General features: G+C 48.3%; 13 protein-coding genes. 10 read left to right on the top strand and 3 right to left on the bottom strand.

The window, feature by feature from the left end; genetic code table 11:
* Positions 1-465 precede the first annotated feature (465 nt).
* The 7 genes from M4I36_RS10365 (at position 466) to M4I36_RS10395 (ending at position 9,467) form a co-directional block, all read left to right on the top strand.
* Complete coding sequence (locus tag M4I36_RS10365; protein ID WP_258111665.1) at positions 466-1,503, top strand: LacI family DNA-binding transcriptional regulator; 1,038 nt, start codon at positions 466-468, stop codon at positions 1,501-1,503.
* Entirely contained in the window at positions 1,490-3,823 is a 2,334-nt protein-coding gene (locus M4I36_RS10370; RefSeq protein WP_258111666.1) for a beta-galactosidase, read from the top strand. The genes M4I36_RS10365 and M4I36_RS10370 overlap by 14 nt, the downstream gene beginning before the upstream one ends.
* A gap of 89 nt (positions 3,824-3,912) precedes the next feature.
* Positions 3,913-5,583: an ABC transporter substrate-binding protein gene (locus tag M4I36_RS10375; RefSeq protein WP_258111667.1), complete on the top strand. Its 1,671-nt coding sequence runs from the start codon at positions 3,913-3,915 to the stop codon at positions 5,581-5,583.
* Between the two features lie 18 nt (positions 5,584-5,601).
* Positions 5,602-6,588, top strand: coding sequence for an ABC transporter permease (locus M4I36_RS10380; protein ID WP_258111668.1), 987 nt, complete (start codon positions 5,602-5,604; stop codon positions 6,586-6,588).
* Positions 6,585-7,532: an ABC transporter permease gene (locus M4I36_RS10385; protein ID WP_258111669.1), complete on the top strand. Its 948-nt coding sequence runs from the start codon at positions 6,585-6,587 to the stop codon at positions 7,530-7,532. The genes M4I36_RS10380 and M4I36_RS10385 overlap by 4 nt, the downstream gene beginning before the upstream one ends.
* Positions 7,529-8,524, top strand: a complete 996-nt coding sequence (locus M4I36_RS10390) for an ABC transporter ATP-binding protein (RefSeq protein ID WP_258111670.1) — start codon at positions 7,529-7,531, stop codon at positions 8,522-8,524. The genes M4I36_RS10385 and M4I36_RS10390 overlap by 4 nt, the downstream gene beginning before the upstream one ends.
* A complete protein-coding gene (locus M4I36_RS10395) occupies positions 8,514-9,467 on the top strand; it encodes an ABC transporter ATP-binding protein (protein WP_258111671.1) in 954 nt (317 codons plus the stop codon). Before M4I36_RS10390 ends, M4I36_RS10395 begins: the two co-directional genes overlap by 11 nt.
* A gap of 422 nt (positions 9,468-9,889) precedes the next feature.
* On the opposite strand, the gene M4I36_RS10400 is transcribed toward M4I36_RS10395, so the two are convergent.
* Positions 9,890-10,975, bottom strand: a complete 1,086-nt coding sequence (locus M4I36_RS10400; RefSeq protein ID WP_258111677.1) for an NAD(P)H-dependent flavin oxidoreductase — start codon at positions 10,973-10,975, stop codon at positions 9,890-9,892.
* Between the two features lie 400 nt (positions 10,976-11,375).
* Here M4I36_RS10400 and M4I36_RS10405 point away from each other — a divergent pair, with 400 nt between their 5' ends.
* The 3 genes from M4I36_RS10405 (at position 11,376) to M4I36_RS10415 (ending at position 14,444) form a co-directional block, all read left to right on the top strand.
* Positions 11,376-11,513, top strand: a complete 138-nt coding sequence (locus tag M4I36_RS10405; RefSeq protein ID WP_258111672.1) for a hypothetical protein — start codon at positions 11,376-11,378, stop codon at positions 11,511-11,513.
* A 167-nt stretch (positions 11,514-11,680) separates the two neighbouring features.
* The gene (locus M4I36_RS10410) at positions 11,681-12,358 is read left to right on the top strand and encodes a DedA family protein (protein WP_258111673.1); all 678 of its coding nucleotides are present in this window, start codon (positions 11,681-11,683) and stop codon (positions 12,356-12,358) included.
* A 13-nt stretch (positions 12,359-12,371) separates the two neighbouring features.
* Positions 12,372-14,444 carry a peptidoglycan D,D-transpeptidase FtsI family protein gene (locus tag M4I36_RS10415; protein WP_258111674.1) on the top strand — a complete coding sequence of 691 codons (2,073 nt, stop codon included), beginning with the start codon at positions 12,372-12,374 and terminating at the stop codon, positions 14,442-14,444.
* Positions 14,445-14,542: 98 nt separating this feature from the next.
* On the opposite strand, the gene M4I36_RS10420 is transcribed toward M4I36_RS10415, so the two are convergent.
* Together M4I36_RS10420 and M4I36_RS10425 are read right to left on the bottom strand one after the other, a co-directional pair.
* Complete coding sequence (locus M4I36_RS10420) at positions 14,543-15,886, bottom strand: sensor histidine kinase (protein WP_258111675.1); 1,344 nt, start codon at positions 15,884-15,886, stop codon at positions 14,543-14,545.
* Entirely contained in the window at positions 15,883-16,575 is a 693-nt protein-coding gene (locus tag M4I36_RS10425) for a response regulator transcription factor (protein WP_258111676.1), read from the bottom strand. Before M4I36_RS10425 ends, M4I36_RS10420 begins: the two co-directional genes overlap by 4 nt.
* Positions 16,576-16,834: the final 259 nt, after the last annotated feature.

A 16,834-nucleotide genomic window follows, 5' to 3' on the forward strand; every position in this document is an offset into this window, starting at 1 on the left:
TGGCCATTGGTATCCCCTCCTAAGACAAGGATACCAAACTCGTAGAAAATTACGAGATTTAAGAAACGATCTACTAGACAGTCCGAAAGCGACTGTTCCAACAGCATAGAAAGTGGTCGTTATTGGACGCATGACAACGTCTCCTCCTCCAGTGTCGTGTTCAAGCATACTATTTATCGAATCCTTTCGATTCTAAATTTATTATCAGAACATTAATTCATTTTTGTCAAGCGCTAATTTTGCTAAAGAAAATTTTTAATTATTGTCAATCACAAAGCTACTTTCTCGAAATCAGCCGCACTTAATGTATATAACTTTACACTTAAGTATATTTTTTATATTTATTTGTGACTTTGCAAGGCCTGTTTATTATGTCAAAACTAAAAGCATCTATATTTGATTATTGACAAAGGTTCTTGGTTGCGGCAAGATAGCGATCAAATCGTTTCGAAAGGAGAGGGTGACGTGGCTACTATCCGCGATGTTGCAGATTCCGCAAATGTCTCCGTTTCAACAGTCTCTCTATGTCTGAGCCAGCCTCACCGCGTTTCAGAAGCAACACGTCAACGCGTCTTCCTAGCAGTCGAAAAACTACATTATCGTCCTAGTGGCGCTGCACGCGATTTACGCAATCGACGAACAAATACCATCGGAGTTTTTTTACACAACTTGAGCGGCCCCTTTTATTCTGAACTCATCGCTGGAGTAGAAGAGATTACGGATTCTTTGGGACTGACAGTCATTGTCTCACGTGTCACCAAAAATCAGTTGCAAGGTTCGGTCAGACTATTGCGGGAGGCCCGTGTGGACGGAGCCATTATATTAGATCCCTCTATCGAGTCACGAGACTTATGCAAGTATGCGGGACCCAATTTGCCATTGGTCGTCCTTGATCGGCCCCTATCTGCGAATTTCCAATCGGAATTCATCACCGCGACCTTTGCCGATCACGAAGGCGGCGGATATCTCGTCGGTCGGCACCTTTTAGAGCACGGATATACGCGCTTCACGTTTATTGCAGGCCCGATTGATTCAGAAGATAGTCGACTCCGTCACCAAGGCTTCTTCAAGGCACTGCAAGAAGCTCATGTAGACACAGTGACGGTGCCAGTCGTACATGGAGACTTTAAAGAATCTGGTGGAGCACAAGCCATGGCAACCTTGATAGACCATGGATTTATTCCAGATGCTGTATTCGCCGCCAATGATGAGATGGCGCTGGGTGTCATGCAAACGCTGTCCCAGAGAAAACTTCGCGTCCCTCAAGACGTTGCTGTAATGGGCTTCGATGACATTCGTCTAGCACGATACGTTTCTCCACCTTTATCAACCATCCATCAACCAATGTACGAATTAGGAAAAGCGGCTATGTTGCAATTGCAACGGGCATTAAACGGCGAAACGAGTATTCCTCCTATCATGCTGCCGACTACATTGGTGGTCCGTGGATCCACCGTATCCAAGCCAGAGAAAGTAGGCGAGTCTTCTGATGCCACATCTTGAAGTAACTCAGCAAAAATTCAATATAAATGGACATCCCATGTTCTTGCATGGAGGAGAAATTCACTATTTTCGAACGGACCCTGCGCAGTGGCGAAACCGTCTGGCCATAGCTAAGGAATTGGGTATCAATGTCGTCAGCACTTACATCCCCTGGTTATGGCACGAACCAGAATCAGGACAATTTGACTTTATGGGCTACACTCATCCACGACGCAATTTAGTCGACTTTTTGGAAATCGCACATGACTTAGACTTAATGGTCTTTGTCCGTCCTGGGCCTTATGTGATGTCGGAATTGAAACAAGAAGGGTTACCCAACTGGCTGTTGCGACAACATCCTGAGATCATCGCCGAGGACAACGCAGGCCGGCCCCATCCGGCGCGGATGGTCTCTTACCTACATCCAACGTTTTTAACCTTTGTGGATCGCTGGTATTCAGAAGTTAGCAAAGTACTTACTCCTTACTTTGCTCAACAGGGTGGACCCATTATTTTGACCCAACTAGATAATGAAGTAGGTATGTTGCATTGGGTTACCGCAGTGCCCGACCAAAGCAGAGACCTAGAAGGACAATATCAATCCTTTCGTGATCAAGATCCTCAATACGCCGCGTATGGAAGTCACCATTACTGGGGTCGTGCTGTCTTTTGGAGAAAATACCGAGCCCAATATTTGACGCATCTTAGTGAACAAGGTAACCGTCATGCATGGCCGTCACCCTATGTCATTAATGTTCACGGATTTCGTGATTACTCCATTTATAGTCGTGGTAATTGCTATCCGATTGGTATATCCCAATTATTGGACGCAGGAAAAATACCTGGCGCGTTTTTAGGTGGCGACTTTTATCCAGGCCGTGTGGGATACGACAACTTTCATGACTTGGCTTTAGCAGTGACATTTACCGCGACCGCCAATAATCCAGAGGCCCCACTGTTTTCACCGGAGTTTCAATCAGGGCGTTTTCAAGACCGTCCTCACGTGGATCCTTCCGACCTTGATTTAGCCGCTCGAACCAGCGTTTCTTATGGGCTAAACGGACTTAATTGGTATATGTTGTCTGGAGGTGACAACCCTGATGACATCGGTTTATTTGGTTTACGACATGAATGGCAGGCGCCTATCGCGAGCGATGGCACTTTGAGACCTTCATCTCGAGTAGTGAGGCATCTAGGATCATTGTTTCACACGTATGGTCGGACCTTAGTAGAAACCACGACGATACCAGATGTCTACATTGGATTTTATTCCGCTTACTATATGACGGAAAACCCAGCTGACACAGACCAGATTTCTTTAATAGACGAAATCGTCTCAGAGCGCGACAATTGGCATTTTGACGGCATCTATCGGATTTTGATCGCAGCCAATCTGACGGTTTCTGCAGTGATGGTAGATAAAGAAGAGACCACTCTTGATCCTCGCCGCATTCCGTTACTTTGGATGGCGACTTGCCGCTCCATGGACGCTCGAACACAGACCCGCTTGGCCGATTACGTAAAGGAAGGCGGGACATTGATTTTGGGTCCCCGTGTTCCCGAACTGGACTTAAATGGTCGTCCGTGCCGAATCCTTGCCGATACTCTAGACATCCCGCAGGCCCAAACCTCTGGGTCTCATGGAATAGCCACTATTCTTGAAACGACATCGGTGTTTTGCCCCTACTACAGCACATTCGCGGTGACCGCCAAAACAGAGGTATTAGGACACGTGATCAACGGCGATGCGACAGGCGCGATTCTCACACGGCACGCGGTAGGAACAGGCACCGTTGTGATCGTAGGATGTGCTTTGCCAGACTTATATGAATACTATCACGATTTGGTTCGCAAACTTTGTGAGGCACTAGGATGCGTGCCTAGCCTAACGGTTCAGAATGCCTCCATACACGCAACGAGGCGCGAACACGCATCTGGAGGATTTCTTTTCATTCACAACTTCACAGAAATTGAACAGTCGACTAACGTCCATCTTGCACCCAATGATTGGCATGATGCCTTGGAATGGACTCTCTCTTTACCGCCTCGTACCGGATTGATGCTGCCTTATAACGACGTTGAGGTCGGAGATGCGCCGATATCCGTGATTCAGACAGACGCCGAAATTACCCAGCAAGGCCCGACTCTTATCATTCACCGAGGGGGTAACGCTGGCTTGGCTCGATTGCGCAATGACCCGGGCTGGCATGTCAACATAATCTCACCCGCTGAGGAGGTGATAGTACGGCAATCAGATAGCCAGACGACGATTCAGTGGCGGGATAGCCATCATTTTGACCCCATCCGACTGGAGTACCAATTAACGCAATCGGCTTTCTGAAGCCACACTCAATTTTGAGAGCTCGTCCTAGGCAACGGTCGGAAACAAGATTGAACGCTAAAACTTAACTATAAGGGGGCATGTCAATCATGAAGCGCATAAAATTCGGAGTACTTGCCGCGCTCGTTTCAGGAACGAGTCTGTTAGCAGTCACTGGCTGTGGTACTACCGCGCAAACCGCTACGGCTTCTCAGAAAACCGTTAATGCTGCGTCTGCTAAGACACATCCGCTCGTGGTAATACCCGGCCTAAACGGTGCCTTTGCGGACAATTTCAACCCCTACTCCCCCAGCGCACTGAGTGGAACTCTAGGGCTCATTTATCAACCCTTATTTTACTTTAATTTGGTTGGCCCACAAGTCTATCCACTCGTCGGGAAATCTTATAAGTGGAGTAATGGCAACCGCACACTAACTGTCACATTACGCCAAGGCGTTAAGTGGTCCAATGGAACCCCTGTCACCGTGAAGGACGTAGTTTATAGTTTTGATATTTTAAAGAAATTCCCCAGTCTGGACACGAGCGGCATATGGACCCATCTACAGTCCGTATCGGCTAAGGGGACCAACCAAGTCGTGTTCCAATTTCACTCCGCGGATGTTCCATTTGGTCAGTTCGTGCTGGATGACGTATACATTGTACCCAAGCAAGTCTGGGATAAATATTCCAATCCCGCCACCGTAACCAACCCGAATCCCATTGGTAGTGGACCTTATCTTTTGAACACCTTCTCGTCACAGGCTTATACCTACAAAGCAAACCCCCTATACTGGGGTGGCGAACCAAAGGTACAACAACTAAAGTACCTGGATTATTCAGGAAATGAAAGCGCTACATTAGCTCTTGCATCTGGCAAGATAGATTGGACTGACCTTTTCTTCCCCCATATTCACCGAGTCTATGTGAACAAAGACCCGCAGTATAATCACTACTGGTTCTCTGTTGGCGGTACAAACATGCTGTATCCAAATCTCAAAAATCCTTTATTATCCAACTTGAGCGTGCGAAGGGCAATCAGTGACGCCATCAACAGAGAACAGTTATACAAAGTGGGCGAATACGGATATGAAAAGCCTGCCACTCCAACGGCACTGATTTTGCCTCCAGAAAAGTCATGGCTGGACCCGAATTTACCAGCCAAAGACACACATTTCACCTATAGCCCCGCAAAGGCCGTTAAACTGCTCGAGTCAGCAGGGTTTAAACGTAATTCCCAAGGGATTTTCGCGTCACCGAGCGGAACACCGCTGTCCTTCACCATTGAGGTACCTGCAGGCTGGACCGACTGGGATGCCGACTGCTCCCTAATGGCACACGACTTAAAGAAAATTGGAATCGATGCCACCGTACAGGAGTTGAGCTACGGCGCGTACTACTCGAACATTACAACAGGCCACTATGATCTCGCAATGGGCGGTAGCAATGCCGGATCAACCCCTTACTATCTTTACCAAAGTTTATTGGAGCCAAAGAATTCCGGGAACTATGAACAATGGTCAAACGCTGCCACTACCGCCGCACTGAATCAATACCGGACTTCCAGCAATCCAACGGTTCAGCGAGATGCGATTTACACGTTAGAAAAGGCCGTTGCGAAAAATCTCCCGGCGATTCCTCTAATCTATGGAGCTACTTGGTTTGAATATAGTACGAAATATTTTACGGGTTGGCCCACTGCACAGAATCCTTACGCGCAACCTGCGCCCTATAACTACCCTGCCGAAGGAATTGTTCTTACGCATTTGACACCGCGATCCTAGTAACGGGAGGCTTTTGTTATGCATTTTGTCATCCGACGCCTCGAGTTTCTACTGCTCTCGCTATGGGCCGCGGCAACGATCAATTTCATGTTGCCCCGGCTCATGCCGGGCAATCCGGCTATTCTCATGATCGGTCGTTTCAAAGGTCAAATTAGTCCTCGAGCGCTGCACGCGCTCGAGTTGCAGTTCGGCATTACCCATAAGCCTTTATGGATTCAATACCTCACGTATCTAAACAATCTTGTCCACGGTCGCTGGGGACTATCGCTGACCTATTATCCGGTACCAGTATCTAAAATCATTGCCGAAAGTCTTCCTTGGACCCTCGGTCTCGTAGGAGTAGCGACGGTTCTTAGTGTGTTCATCGGCGTTATGCTGGGCATATGGACAGCATGGCACCGGGGTGGAAAATGGGATTTTTTTCTTCCTACAGTCTCCACATTTACTGCCGCTCTTCCTTACTTTTGGTTAGCTTTGATTCTCTTATATTTGCTCGGCTATCTCTGGCATTGGTTTCCAATGGCGCATGCCTATTCCACAGGAATGACGCCATCTTGGTCATTCGCGTTCATCCGCAACATCGTTTATCACGCCATTTTACCATCAATCACCATCATTATCAGTTCTATAGGTGGTTGGCTCCTCGGAATGCGCAACAACATGGTGCAAACTTTAGGTGAAGATTATGTCCTCTTTGGGGAAGCTAGAGGATTAAAGTCAAACCGTCTCATGTTTCAGTACGCCGCGCGGAACGCAATTTTACCAAGCATGACGGGATTCGCTATGGCTATAGGGTTCGTCGTGGGAGGTGCGTTGTTGACGGAAGTTGTTTTTTCGTACCCAGGTCTAGGTTATCAACTCTTAGCCGCTGTACAGAACGAAGATTACCCATTAATGCAAGGACTGTTTCTTATCATCGCGTTTTCAGTACTTGTAGCCAATTTCCTAGTCGAACTCTTATATGGAAAGCTAGATCCTAGAACACGGGGAGGTGGCCCACATTGACCCAAACAACGAAGACGAGCACAGGGACCCCTGTAAGATCTTCCCTAGTTCGCCGCAGTGGCCGATGGAAAGAATGGAGCAGCATACTCAGGCGAGATAAACGACCTCTGGTGGGGATTATCATTCTCTTGATATTCGTCCTCGGAGCTGTCTTCGCGCCTTTGCTGACTCCTTATAGCCCCTCGAGTACACAATTTACTCCTCTGGCCCCTCCGAGCTGGCACCATTGGCTAGGCACAACCGCCAGCGGTCAAGACGTTTGGGCACAATTTCTCTACGGCGGTCGCATTTCATTAGCCGTTGGATTTTTTGCTGGCTTTGTTGCCACAGCCCTTGCTGTCATTTTAGGCATGTTGCCTGCTTATCTTGGAGGGTGGATTGATACCGTTATGGCGACATTCACCAACATCATGCTAGTTATTCCCGGGCTACCGCTGTTAATTGTTATTACTGCATATGTGCATCAAACTGGTCCAATGACGATTGCATTGGTCATCGGATTAACGGGATGGGCATGGGGTGCTCGCATTCTAAGGTCTCAAACGTTGTCCTTGGCGCGTCGTGACTTCGTGATCGCCTCTCGCTTGGCGGGTGAAACTCAATGGCGTGTTCTCATTGGAGAAATTTTGCCAAACATGCTCTCCCTAGTGGTAGCTAACCTTGTGTTCGCGACCATCGCAGCCATCTTAGCGGAAGCAAGCCTGGAGTTTTTAGGTCTCGGTAATCCCACTGTAGTTACTTGGGGCACCATGCTGTACTGGGCAAATGCAGGTCAAGCTCTTCTAAATGGGGCTTGGTGGTGGATAGTCCCCCCTGGCTTAGCCATCTCTCTTGTGGGCCTCTGTCTTGCACTGATTAATTTCGGAGTAGACCAAGTTTCAAATCCACGCCTCCGGCTAAACAGAGTCAAAACCCGTAAATTCCGAAAGGGAGAATCGTCATGACAGCGGCCCTCGTAGTAGATTCACTCCATCTGTCTTACCACACTCCAAACGGTCCGGTACCAGCTCTTCGTAACGTCTCGCTGAGCATTTCTAGCAACGAGATTCTTGGATTAGTCGGAGAGTCTGGCAGCGGTAAGTCCACCATGGCACAGGCTATTATGCGACTTGTAAAATCAGATGTCGCGACCATCGACGGCCACGTGCTAGTAGACGGACAAAATCTCTACCAACTCAGCCCTGAAGAGTTACGCCTCACTCGCTGGAAGAAAATTTCCATGGTATTCCAAAGTTCCATGAATGCGCTTAATCCTGTTTTGTCCATCCAAGAACACTTCAAAGATACTATGGAAGCTCACATACCTGGAATTTCCCGAAAAGAAATTGTCGAGCGAACTTCCGACCTTTTGGAGCAGGTGCGACTAAATCCAGCCATCGCCCGTAATTACGCCCATGAGCTTTCAGGCGGTATGCGACAACGAGTAGTCATTGCCCTGTCTCTCGCACTCGACCCACATGTACTCATCATGGACGAACCGACCACTGCTCTCGACGTGGTTGTACAGCGCTCTATCTTGGATGAAATTGCGGACCTCCAACAAAAGCGGCATCTCGCAGTCCTATTCATTAGCCACGACTTTAATCTAGTGTCTGGACTAGCGGACCGTATCGCTGTCATGTACGCAGGTGAAATCATGGAAATAACGGACCGTGGCATGGCGCTCGAACACGTTCAAGATCATCATCCCTATACTCAGGGTCTCATGCGCGCTGCGCCCCGACTAAACGGTACCAAGGTGAGCATCGAAGGTATTCCCGGGGAACCACCGGACATGACTCAATTGACACCTGGATGTTCCTTCTATGAGCGCTGTCCGATGCGCATGTCCATGTGCCGTACAACTCCATTGCCAACAAAAACTGGATCGGTGTACGTTCGTTGCCATGCAATGCCAAATACTGAAACTGAGAAGGTGCAAACTAGTGAGTTCTAGACCTCTCGTCTCAACAGAGAACTTGTCTGTTCGATTTGCGCGGCAAGGCGCGTCGGACCTTGTCGCGTCCCGAAATGTGAACTTGCATATTGACGCGAAAGAAACACTTGGGCTAGTTGGGGAATCTGGAAGTGGAAAAACGACTATCGGACGAGCGTTAGTTCGACTCATAGTCCCAAGTGGTGGTACAGTGCGGTTTGATGGGCAAGATGTCTCTCATATCCGTGGAGGGGCGCTGACACGATATCACCGCCACGCACAGATGATTTTCCAAGATCCATTTGCTTCTTTAAACCCGTTTCACTCCGTAGGCCATCATTTGCGACGACCTCTGACACGGTTACGCCACCTTCAAGGACGGAAAAGACAGGAAGCGTTAGATGAACTTCTAACGCTTGTAGGTCTTACTCCCAGCTCAGTGTTTCAAGAAAAATATCCTCACGAACTCTCGGGGGGCCAACGTCAGAGAGTCTCCATCGCAAGAGCACTCGCTGGCGGCCCGTCCTTTATCGTCGCTGATGAGCCCGTTTCTATGTTGGACGTTTCGTTACGGGCGGAAATATTGACACTATTAGAGTCCTTACAAGAGAGTCGTGACCTCAGTTATCTATATATTACTCACGACTTAGCTTCGGCGCGCTATTTGTCACACCGCATCGCGGTAATGTATGGAGGTTCCCTGGTGGAGATTGCTACTGCTGATGAATTAGTGCAAAACCCCGCGCACCCATATACTAAGCTGCTCCTGTCCGCTACACCTGGCTCAACACACACAGGTTCCTTACCAGAGAAAATGCAGGGCGCGCCAGATTTGTCCGCCGACCGCATAGGGTGTCCATTTGCACCGCGCTGTCCTTCGTCGATGAGCAAATGCACACAGATGATGCCGGAATTACTGGACGTGACGACAAACCATCAATCAGCTTGTTTTCTGAACGAATAAGACGGGTTATATGAAGAAACGATTCATTGGCTAGCTTAAAAGGAGATGTAGAGGCTTCCTCTACATCTCCTTTTTCTTAAAAATTATTTTTTTGGAAGTAAAACGATTTGAATTGAAGACCAATATACAGGTTGTTACAGGTAACATCGACACGATGCTCCTCTCTCTTGTAAACGAAGGGGAGATGCAGGTGTAGACATGACGGCCCTCCTTTGTCGTCCCGCCAGTCCAGGGCTGAGGAACCATGTCCACTGCGATGAGACCGTTCATCCCGTTTGCACAAAGCCACGGTAGGCGCGGCAGTCCATGCGCCACTTATCAATTCAGCGACGTGTTTCTGACTTAGACCCACTTTCTGAATACGCTCTGTCACAAATTTGCGGTCTTTATGTTAAACAAATCACGATTGATGATGCCTCGAATTAGATCTCTTTACCTGACGATCCGATGTTGCCAAGGGCGTTCAGAGCCTGTTGGACACACTCCTGGATGATTGCATCAGCTTGCCTATTCGTTGCCATGCGAAGCCCCTGTCCCGCCCATAGAGACATGTATTCAGGATCTCCGCGCTTTGCCGCCGCCAGGCGAATGTCTCGTGTCAACGCATTCTGAACAGGGTAAGACGGCATTTCTCCGGGATAGCTCCTCATACCTTGCATGAATTTCGTGTGTATACCTCGTGCCAGTTTTCCCGAATATGCGGAGGTAATCTCTGTGGAGTCCTCGTGGCTCTCAAGTACCTTTTCTTTGTAAAGCTTGTGTGCGCCACTTTCAGGACAGGCAATGAACGCCGTCCCCATTTGAACGGCGGAGGCCCCAAGAGCCAAGCTAGCGATGATACCCCTGCCATCCATAATGCCACCGGAAGCAATGACGGGGATCGAAACGTGATCGACCACCTGCGGAACGAGGGACATTGTCCCAATCAGAGCATGGCTGGCATCGGTCCGAAAAGTGCCGCGATGCCCGCCTGCCTCACTTCCTTGAACAACAACTGCGTCAACGCCCACCTCGTCAAGCTCCATTGCTTCCTTCACCGTTGTCGCTGTACCAATCACGATGGTCTCTTGATATTTCAGCTCTTTCAGTACGGCACTTGAAGGAATTCCGAATGTAAAGCTAAATACCGGAACGTGCTCCTCTAGGACGACCTGAATCTGGTCATCAAAAGACTCTGCGTATTTTTCAATTTGTGGACTTGGCTCAATCCCTAAGCTTTCTCGGACATCGTCCAAATAGTGGTTCATCCTCTGAACGTCTTCCACCACAAAGGTAACCTCTTGGGGTGCAAACAAATTAACGCCAAATGGCCTATCCGTCAGCCGTTTTACCGCCCGAATTACGCCACGCAGTTGATCTCGATTCATATAACCAGCGCCCACCGTACCCAGGCCACCTGCATTGGATACGGCTGCAACGAGTTCAGGCGTTGTAATCCCCCCTGCCATACCCGCCTGTATGATTGGATACCGTATGTTTGCCAGCTTCGTAAATTTAGTTTTGAGAATAGTGGCTCCTCCTCGCATGTGTCTTGGTATTCTTGTTTCAGTTATTCTTGACCACATGTTTCCATGGTCGCCTCTATCACGGCCTAGGTGAGGACTCTCAGACCCTCCTCAAAAAATCCACATCACCATCTTCGAAACCAATCTGGCGAATGAGCTGCAAACGTGCGATCGTGTCTGTAGAAGCCGTCCCTGTGTCTCTTCTGCTCTTTGCTCCGCACCTTTAGTCGATGGCGCTCGATGACTCTTGCCCAGGTGCCAAGCAGTGGAATTCACACCTCTACATGATACTCTAACCCAACAAACGAAGAATCCTGTAGTGACCGAGAAATTTCGATGGTTTTTCAAGATTCGGCGGGTAAGATTTCATCTGCACTTGCTGAAGATGGAGGAGGATGGTTCCTTGAACGGTTGGATGCTCATCGGTGGATATTTCGTCTTTTCCGTTCTGTTGAACTGGTATTTCAAAAAACAAACCAAGGCATTGGAAAGCAAACTGCGTCGTATGCCGTCCGCTCTCAAAACGGATCCTGTTCCCTAACTGCGTCCTTGTATGGCCCTCGGAGTTCCCGTGTGACCATCGGTTCAACAGAGCTGGTCAATCTTCATAACTTCTTCACCATGTGCCGATTTTCGGGGAATATGATGCACTTGGCGTAGATTGGGACACTGGGACTCCTAGGTGGACATCATAGACGAGGGGTATATATGCTACTTCTGCACTGGATTGAGACGTATCGATACTATGGGCTGTTCATTCTTCTAGCATCCGAATACTTTATTTTAATTGTACCTGGAGAAACGGAACTCACGACGGCCGGTGCTTTAGCACACCGTCCCGCATTTCATTTGAATTTTTTTGAGTTGATCCTCTCCACAAGTTTGGGAACCTTTTCCGGAGCAATGATGGCCTATGGTATTGGCCGTCTTTTCGGAAGACCTTTTTTACTGAAGTACGGAAAGTACATGTTCCTTACTCCGAAACGTTTAGAGCAAAGTGAGCTTTTGTTTGAAAAGCACACTATTGCCATGCTGGTTGTTTCTCGATACATTGCTTTCGTTCGGGATATTGTCCCATACATAGCGGGAATCCAGAGAGTGTCTTTGAAAATTGTGACACCCATTCTTTTTTTGTCGTCTTTTTTATGGACTTCCTCATTTCTTCTCGCCGGAAATTACATTATGAAGGCCTTCGAGTTCATCCGGGTACACGAACAGTCGATTCTCCCGTTGGCAATTTTTCTCTTCATTACAGGGGGTATTGGCTACCTGTACATTCACCGACGTATTCAGAGGTGGGCGAAGTCCACCATGAGGGAGGCCCCCTCAGGCACATCTCACCCTCTTCCTTCGCAACCTGTTCACCATTCAACACCTAAGCAATAGGGGGATTCGCAAGATGTTTCGATCCATAAAAAAGAACACTGGAAGAACTCGAACCGTCTCTCGACTTTGGATTGTCGGCGCTTTTTCCACCGTTGCCATGGGAGGATTACTCCTTCGTCTTGGATACGTTCAAGTGGTAAAGGGAGCCTATTTTCGCTCGAATGCAACCAATGTTCAAGTGATAAGTACGCCAGTCCTTCCGCCGAGAGGGTATATTTATAGTAGCAACGGAACCGTCTTAGCCGCCAACCAACCCATCTTTGATGCCTATTTAACGCATCTTCCCAATGCAACCGTTGACTATCCAAAGATGGCCGATAAACTCTCTCCTTGGTTGCACGAGTCGCCAACAAAGCTGTTGAACGCCATGAATACCAGTCCACTCTCCCCACAGGTACAAATTGCTCAAAACTTGTCCAAGAAGGCAATTTCCTACATATACGAACACCACAATGCATTACCGGGGATCCACGTTCAAGTCCAGTATGTAAGAACTTATCCGCAGGGAGATTTGGCCGGACACATTTTGGGATACGTGGGGCCGATTACAAAGGGCTCAGAATCTTACTACGTCCAGAAACTCCATTACTTGGACAACCAAATTGTTGGCGAAACTGGGATTGAGGCCGAGTACGAGTCCTACTTACAAGGACGTGTAGGCTACGAACAAAACTTATTAACGAGTAGCGGTGCCGTCAAAAGTCTCGGATTAAACCCCGCGCCTCAGTCAGGAGACAATGTTCAACTGACCATCAACTCCGCATATCAAGCAAGAGCTCAACGAATCGTGGCGAATTATATTCAACGAGACGATGTCATGAAGTACGAGATTAATTCGGCCTCCGCCGTCGTCCTGAATGTCAAGACTGGCGCTGTGGAGGCATTGGTCAGTTATCCCTACTACAATCCCAATTGGTTTGTTGACGGCAATTTCAGCAAACATGTCTCTTACTTGAATCGTTCTCAAGCCCTGATTGACAATGCCATTCAGAGTCCAGAATATCCTGGATCCGCCGTTAAGCCAGCGAATGCCATTGCTGCTATGGAATCCGGGACTATTACACCGAATACGATTGTCGATGACCACGGATATCTTCGAATCGGAAATCGCCTGTTTCACAACTGGTATTTGCCCGGGTTTGGGCGCATCAATGTCGTTCAAGCCATCGAACATTCGGATGACACCTTTTTCTATCAAGTCGCTATGTGGTTAGGTGGCTGGACGAACAATCATTATCCAAATGGGGAGTCCTATTCTCAGTGGGTAAAAACCCGATTTGTCACTGCCATCGATACCATTTTTGGCTGGGAATATAAATTTGGTCTTGGTGCGATGACGGGAATTGACCTGCCCGGTGAAGTCCCGGGAAACTTCTTTGAAGAAGACACCCAGAAAAACTACGAGGAAGTCCCCTATCACCTGCACCAAGCGCAAGCCAGTATGAAGAAACGTGGATACTACGTGAATTGGGGGGCTCTCCCCGATTTAGCATTTGCAGATATCGGTCAATCCCAGGAGTTTACACCTATCGAGATGGCCCAGTACGTCATGACGATCGCCGATAAAGGCGTAAAATATCAACCCCATGTTTTAAAGGCAGTATATCCCAGCACAGAGATACCAGGTGTGCCTGGCAGCAAACCCATACGAACCTTCCGCCCGAAAATACAAGCTCGCATCCATATCAATCCTACGTATCTGCAAGCCACGTTAAAGGGCATGTACTTAATGGCTAACGCGCCAGCTGGATTGCTATATCAGGGAGGATTTGCAGGAACGCCCTATCACGCAGCCGGAAAAACCGGCACCGCACAAATCGAATTGAACGGGAAACGAGTAGACGATTCCGTAACCATCGCCTTTGCTCCCTTCCATCATCCACAGATAGCCATCGCCGTCATGGTTCCAGGGGGTGGTGCCAGTACAACGACCGCATCTCATATCGCACACCGATTGTTCAATGCATACTTTGAGATGCACCATGAGTATTTTCCGAAAAGTGAGTGGCTGCCGGATGTGTTCAACCCTACACAGTGGACTCACTCTTTTGCCTATTGGCAACCTGCGGATGGATTTCTACCGTGAGCGCCATGGAGATACAGTAGGCTGTATCCCACTTTCATGGGATTCGTAGACAAAATGAAAGTAATTATTGAAAGTATTGTCATACCGATTCCTTGGTGTTAGTGTTCATTCCGATTTAAATTCGTTGGAATCCAACCTATGAGAATTGCCCCTCCGTTCGGTAAGTTCTCTGCCAAGAGCTCACCTCCGTGTGACCGAAAGATACGCCTCGCGATGGTAAGTCCAAGACCCGCTCCTCCAGTGGATAGGTTCCGTGACTTATCTCCCCTGTACATTGGCTCGAAAACGTGCGTTAAATCTTCGGGCGAAAACCCAGACCCAGTATCCGATATGGTCACGACAACCCTGTCTGACTCTTTTAGCAATTCAACCTTTATCTTGCCCTCATTGGGCGTGTGCCGGATGGCATTATCCAGTACATTCGTGAGCGCTCGTTCAAGAAGATGCGGATCACCAGAGATGAAAAGATCGCCCGTTGGCAATTTCGTCTCCAGATCAATCGCCTTTTCCTCTGCTTTGTGCGCCATACTTGCAACCGTCGTATTAACAACTGCAGATACGTCAAAGGATTCTCTTTGGAGAGTCTGTTCCATATACTCCAGGCGTGTAAACGCAAACAGATCGGAAACCAACCGTTCCATGTGAGTCGCCTTGTCTTGGCATACGTGGACATAATGCGCGATCTTCTCTGAAGATGAGGCAATGCCTTGCTCCATCCCGTCCAAGTACCCGCGCAGAGAAAACAGAGGCGTGCGTAAATCGTGTGCAATCGCACCGATGAAAAAGCGCCGCTCTTCCTCTAATTTCTGTTGTTTTGCAAACGCGTTGCGAAGTCCGCTGCCCATAAGATGGAAGGCGTTACGAACCTGTCTAATCTCCACCGTATTTGAAGAAGCAAGCTCAAAATCCAGATCTCCTTCAGCGATTTGCAACGCGGCACGGTTCATGGATTCCAATGGCCTAATCACGTTCCTGCCAATTTGGAAGCTCACAAACACAATGGCAAGAATGCACGCTAGAATCGCACCGAACGCCGCAATTGGGTCAGCCTTTATTGGTTGAGATATTTGCACCGTTCCGACCCATTTCCCATTTTCCATCACCATCATTCGTTGTGTAGACATCCAGTGAGGGTTTCCCACCCAGTGGTGACTACTCCCCTGCTCCACAGATTCGAAAATCACCCGGTGGGCTGGAGAACGGATCTCCACCTCCATCCCTTGGTGCGTGAGTTGTTCTGCAATATGTCGTTGCCAATGAGGCGTTGTCCAATGAGGCTCATTTCGAGCAATCGTCTCCATTGTCTGTGTCAAGCTCTTCTGACGAATGTTGCCTTGTGTCGTCCACGAATGCGTGCCAATCAGGGATATAAAGATATAAACGACCCACGGGAAAACCACAATCGTGAGCACCCAAATAATCATGTATTTCCTAATTCTCATCTTGGAATCCCTTCAAATCGATACCCGACGCCCCAGACGTTGACGATAAACTCGGGAGCATTGGGATCCCGCTCAATTTTTTCTCGAATCCTTGCAATATGAACCCGTACGGTGTGTTTGTCGCCAACCCCACTCCAGAAAAGATCAATCAGGTACTCATAGGTGAATACGCGACGCGGATGCTGGGTAAATAGGAAAATTAACTCATATTCTTTCGGTGTCAACGATACTAACTTGCCGGACACTCTAACCTCGCGCGCTGAGGGGCTCACTATAAGTTCCCCATAATCAAGAGCCATTTGGCGATTGGAATATTTGGAATTCATGCGACGTAACACGGCTTTAACTCTAGCAACCACTTCAGCCGGAGAAGCAGATTTGACGATGTAATCGTCTCCACCAATGCCTAGTCCACGTATTTTATCCATGTCAGCATCCCTAGCACTCAAGAACAGAATCGGAACATCACGGTCTGCGCGAATCTGTTTACACAGATCAAAACCAGTTTGCCCCGGCATCATGACGTCGAGGAGTATGCAATCGACCGGTGCGTGTTCTAACACAGTCAATGCGTCAGATGCGCTCGTAGCTGATTCCACTCGAAATCCGTCATTTTCGAGAAAATCCGTCATGAGTTCCACGATGGATACATCGTCGTCCACCACTAATACCGTCCTCGATCCCTCCATGGAACATCCCTCATTTTCTCAATGCTTCTCTTTGCAAACGATGACCTCGCTCCTTCACGGCAAGTGTAGCATGTCACGTAAACCATGTGATTCATCCAAAGTGGTTGTGCCTGAACTGTGATGGGTTGTTGATCGTTTCGTGACACTTTTACCCACAGATTCGAGACATTGCCTAGTTAACATAAGCAGTCCTGTAATGAAGCAATTTAAGATTTGCTAGATTAAAAAACCTCCTGGTATCGTGGTAGGTGACGAAACC

It is taken from the genome of Alicyclobacillus sp. SP_1 (genome assembly GCF_024706985.1).
GTDB lineage: Bacteria > Bacillota > Bacilli > Alicyclobacillales > Alicyclobacillaceae > Alicyclobacillus_I.

Bases quoted from the DNA above. Each gene is read 5' to 3' on its own strand.
- M4I36_RS10370 (WP_258111666.1), top strand. From the start codon at position 1,490: ATGCCACATCTTGAAGTAACTCAGCAAAAATTCAATATAAATGGACAT.
- M4I36_RS10375 (WP_258111667.1), top strand. From the start codon at position 3,913: ATGAAGCGCATAAAATTCGGAGTACTTGCCGCGCTCGTTTCAGGAACG.
- M4I36_RS10380 (WP_258111668.1), top strand. From the start codon at position 5,602: ATGCATTTTGTCATCCGACGCCTCGAGTTTCTACTGCTCTCGCTATGG.
- M4I36_RS10390 (WP_258111670.1), top strand. From the start codon at position 7,529: ATGACAGCGGCCCTCGTAGTAGATTCACTCCATCTGTCTTACCACACT.
- M4I36_RS10410 (WP_258111673.1), top strand. From the start codon at position 11,681: ATGCTACTTCTGCACTGGATTGAGACGTATCGATACTATGGGCTGTTC.
- M4I36_RS10415 (WP_258111674.1), top strand. From the start codon at position 12,372: ATGTTTCGATCCATAAAAAAGAACACTGGAAGAACTCGAACCGTCTCT.
- M4I36_RS10420 (WP_258111675.1), bottom strand. From the start codon at position 15,886: ATGAGAATTAGGAAATACATGATTATTTGGGTGCTCACGATTGTGGTT.
- M4I36_RS10425 (WP_258111676.1), bottom strand. From the start codon at position 16,575: ATGGAGGGATCGAGGACGGTATTAGTGGTGGACGACGATGTATCCATC.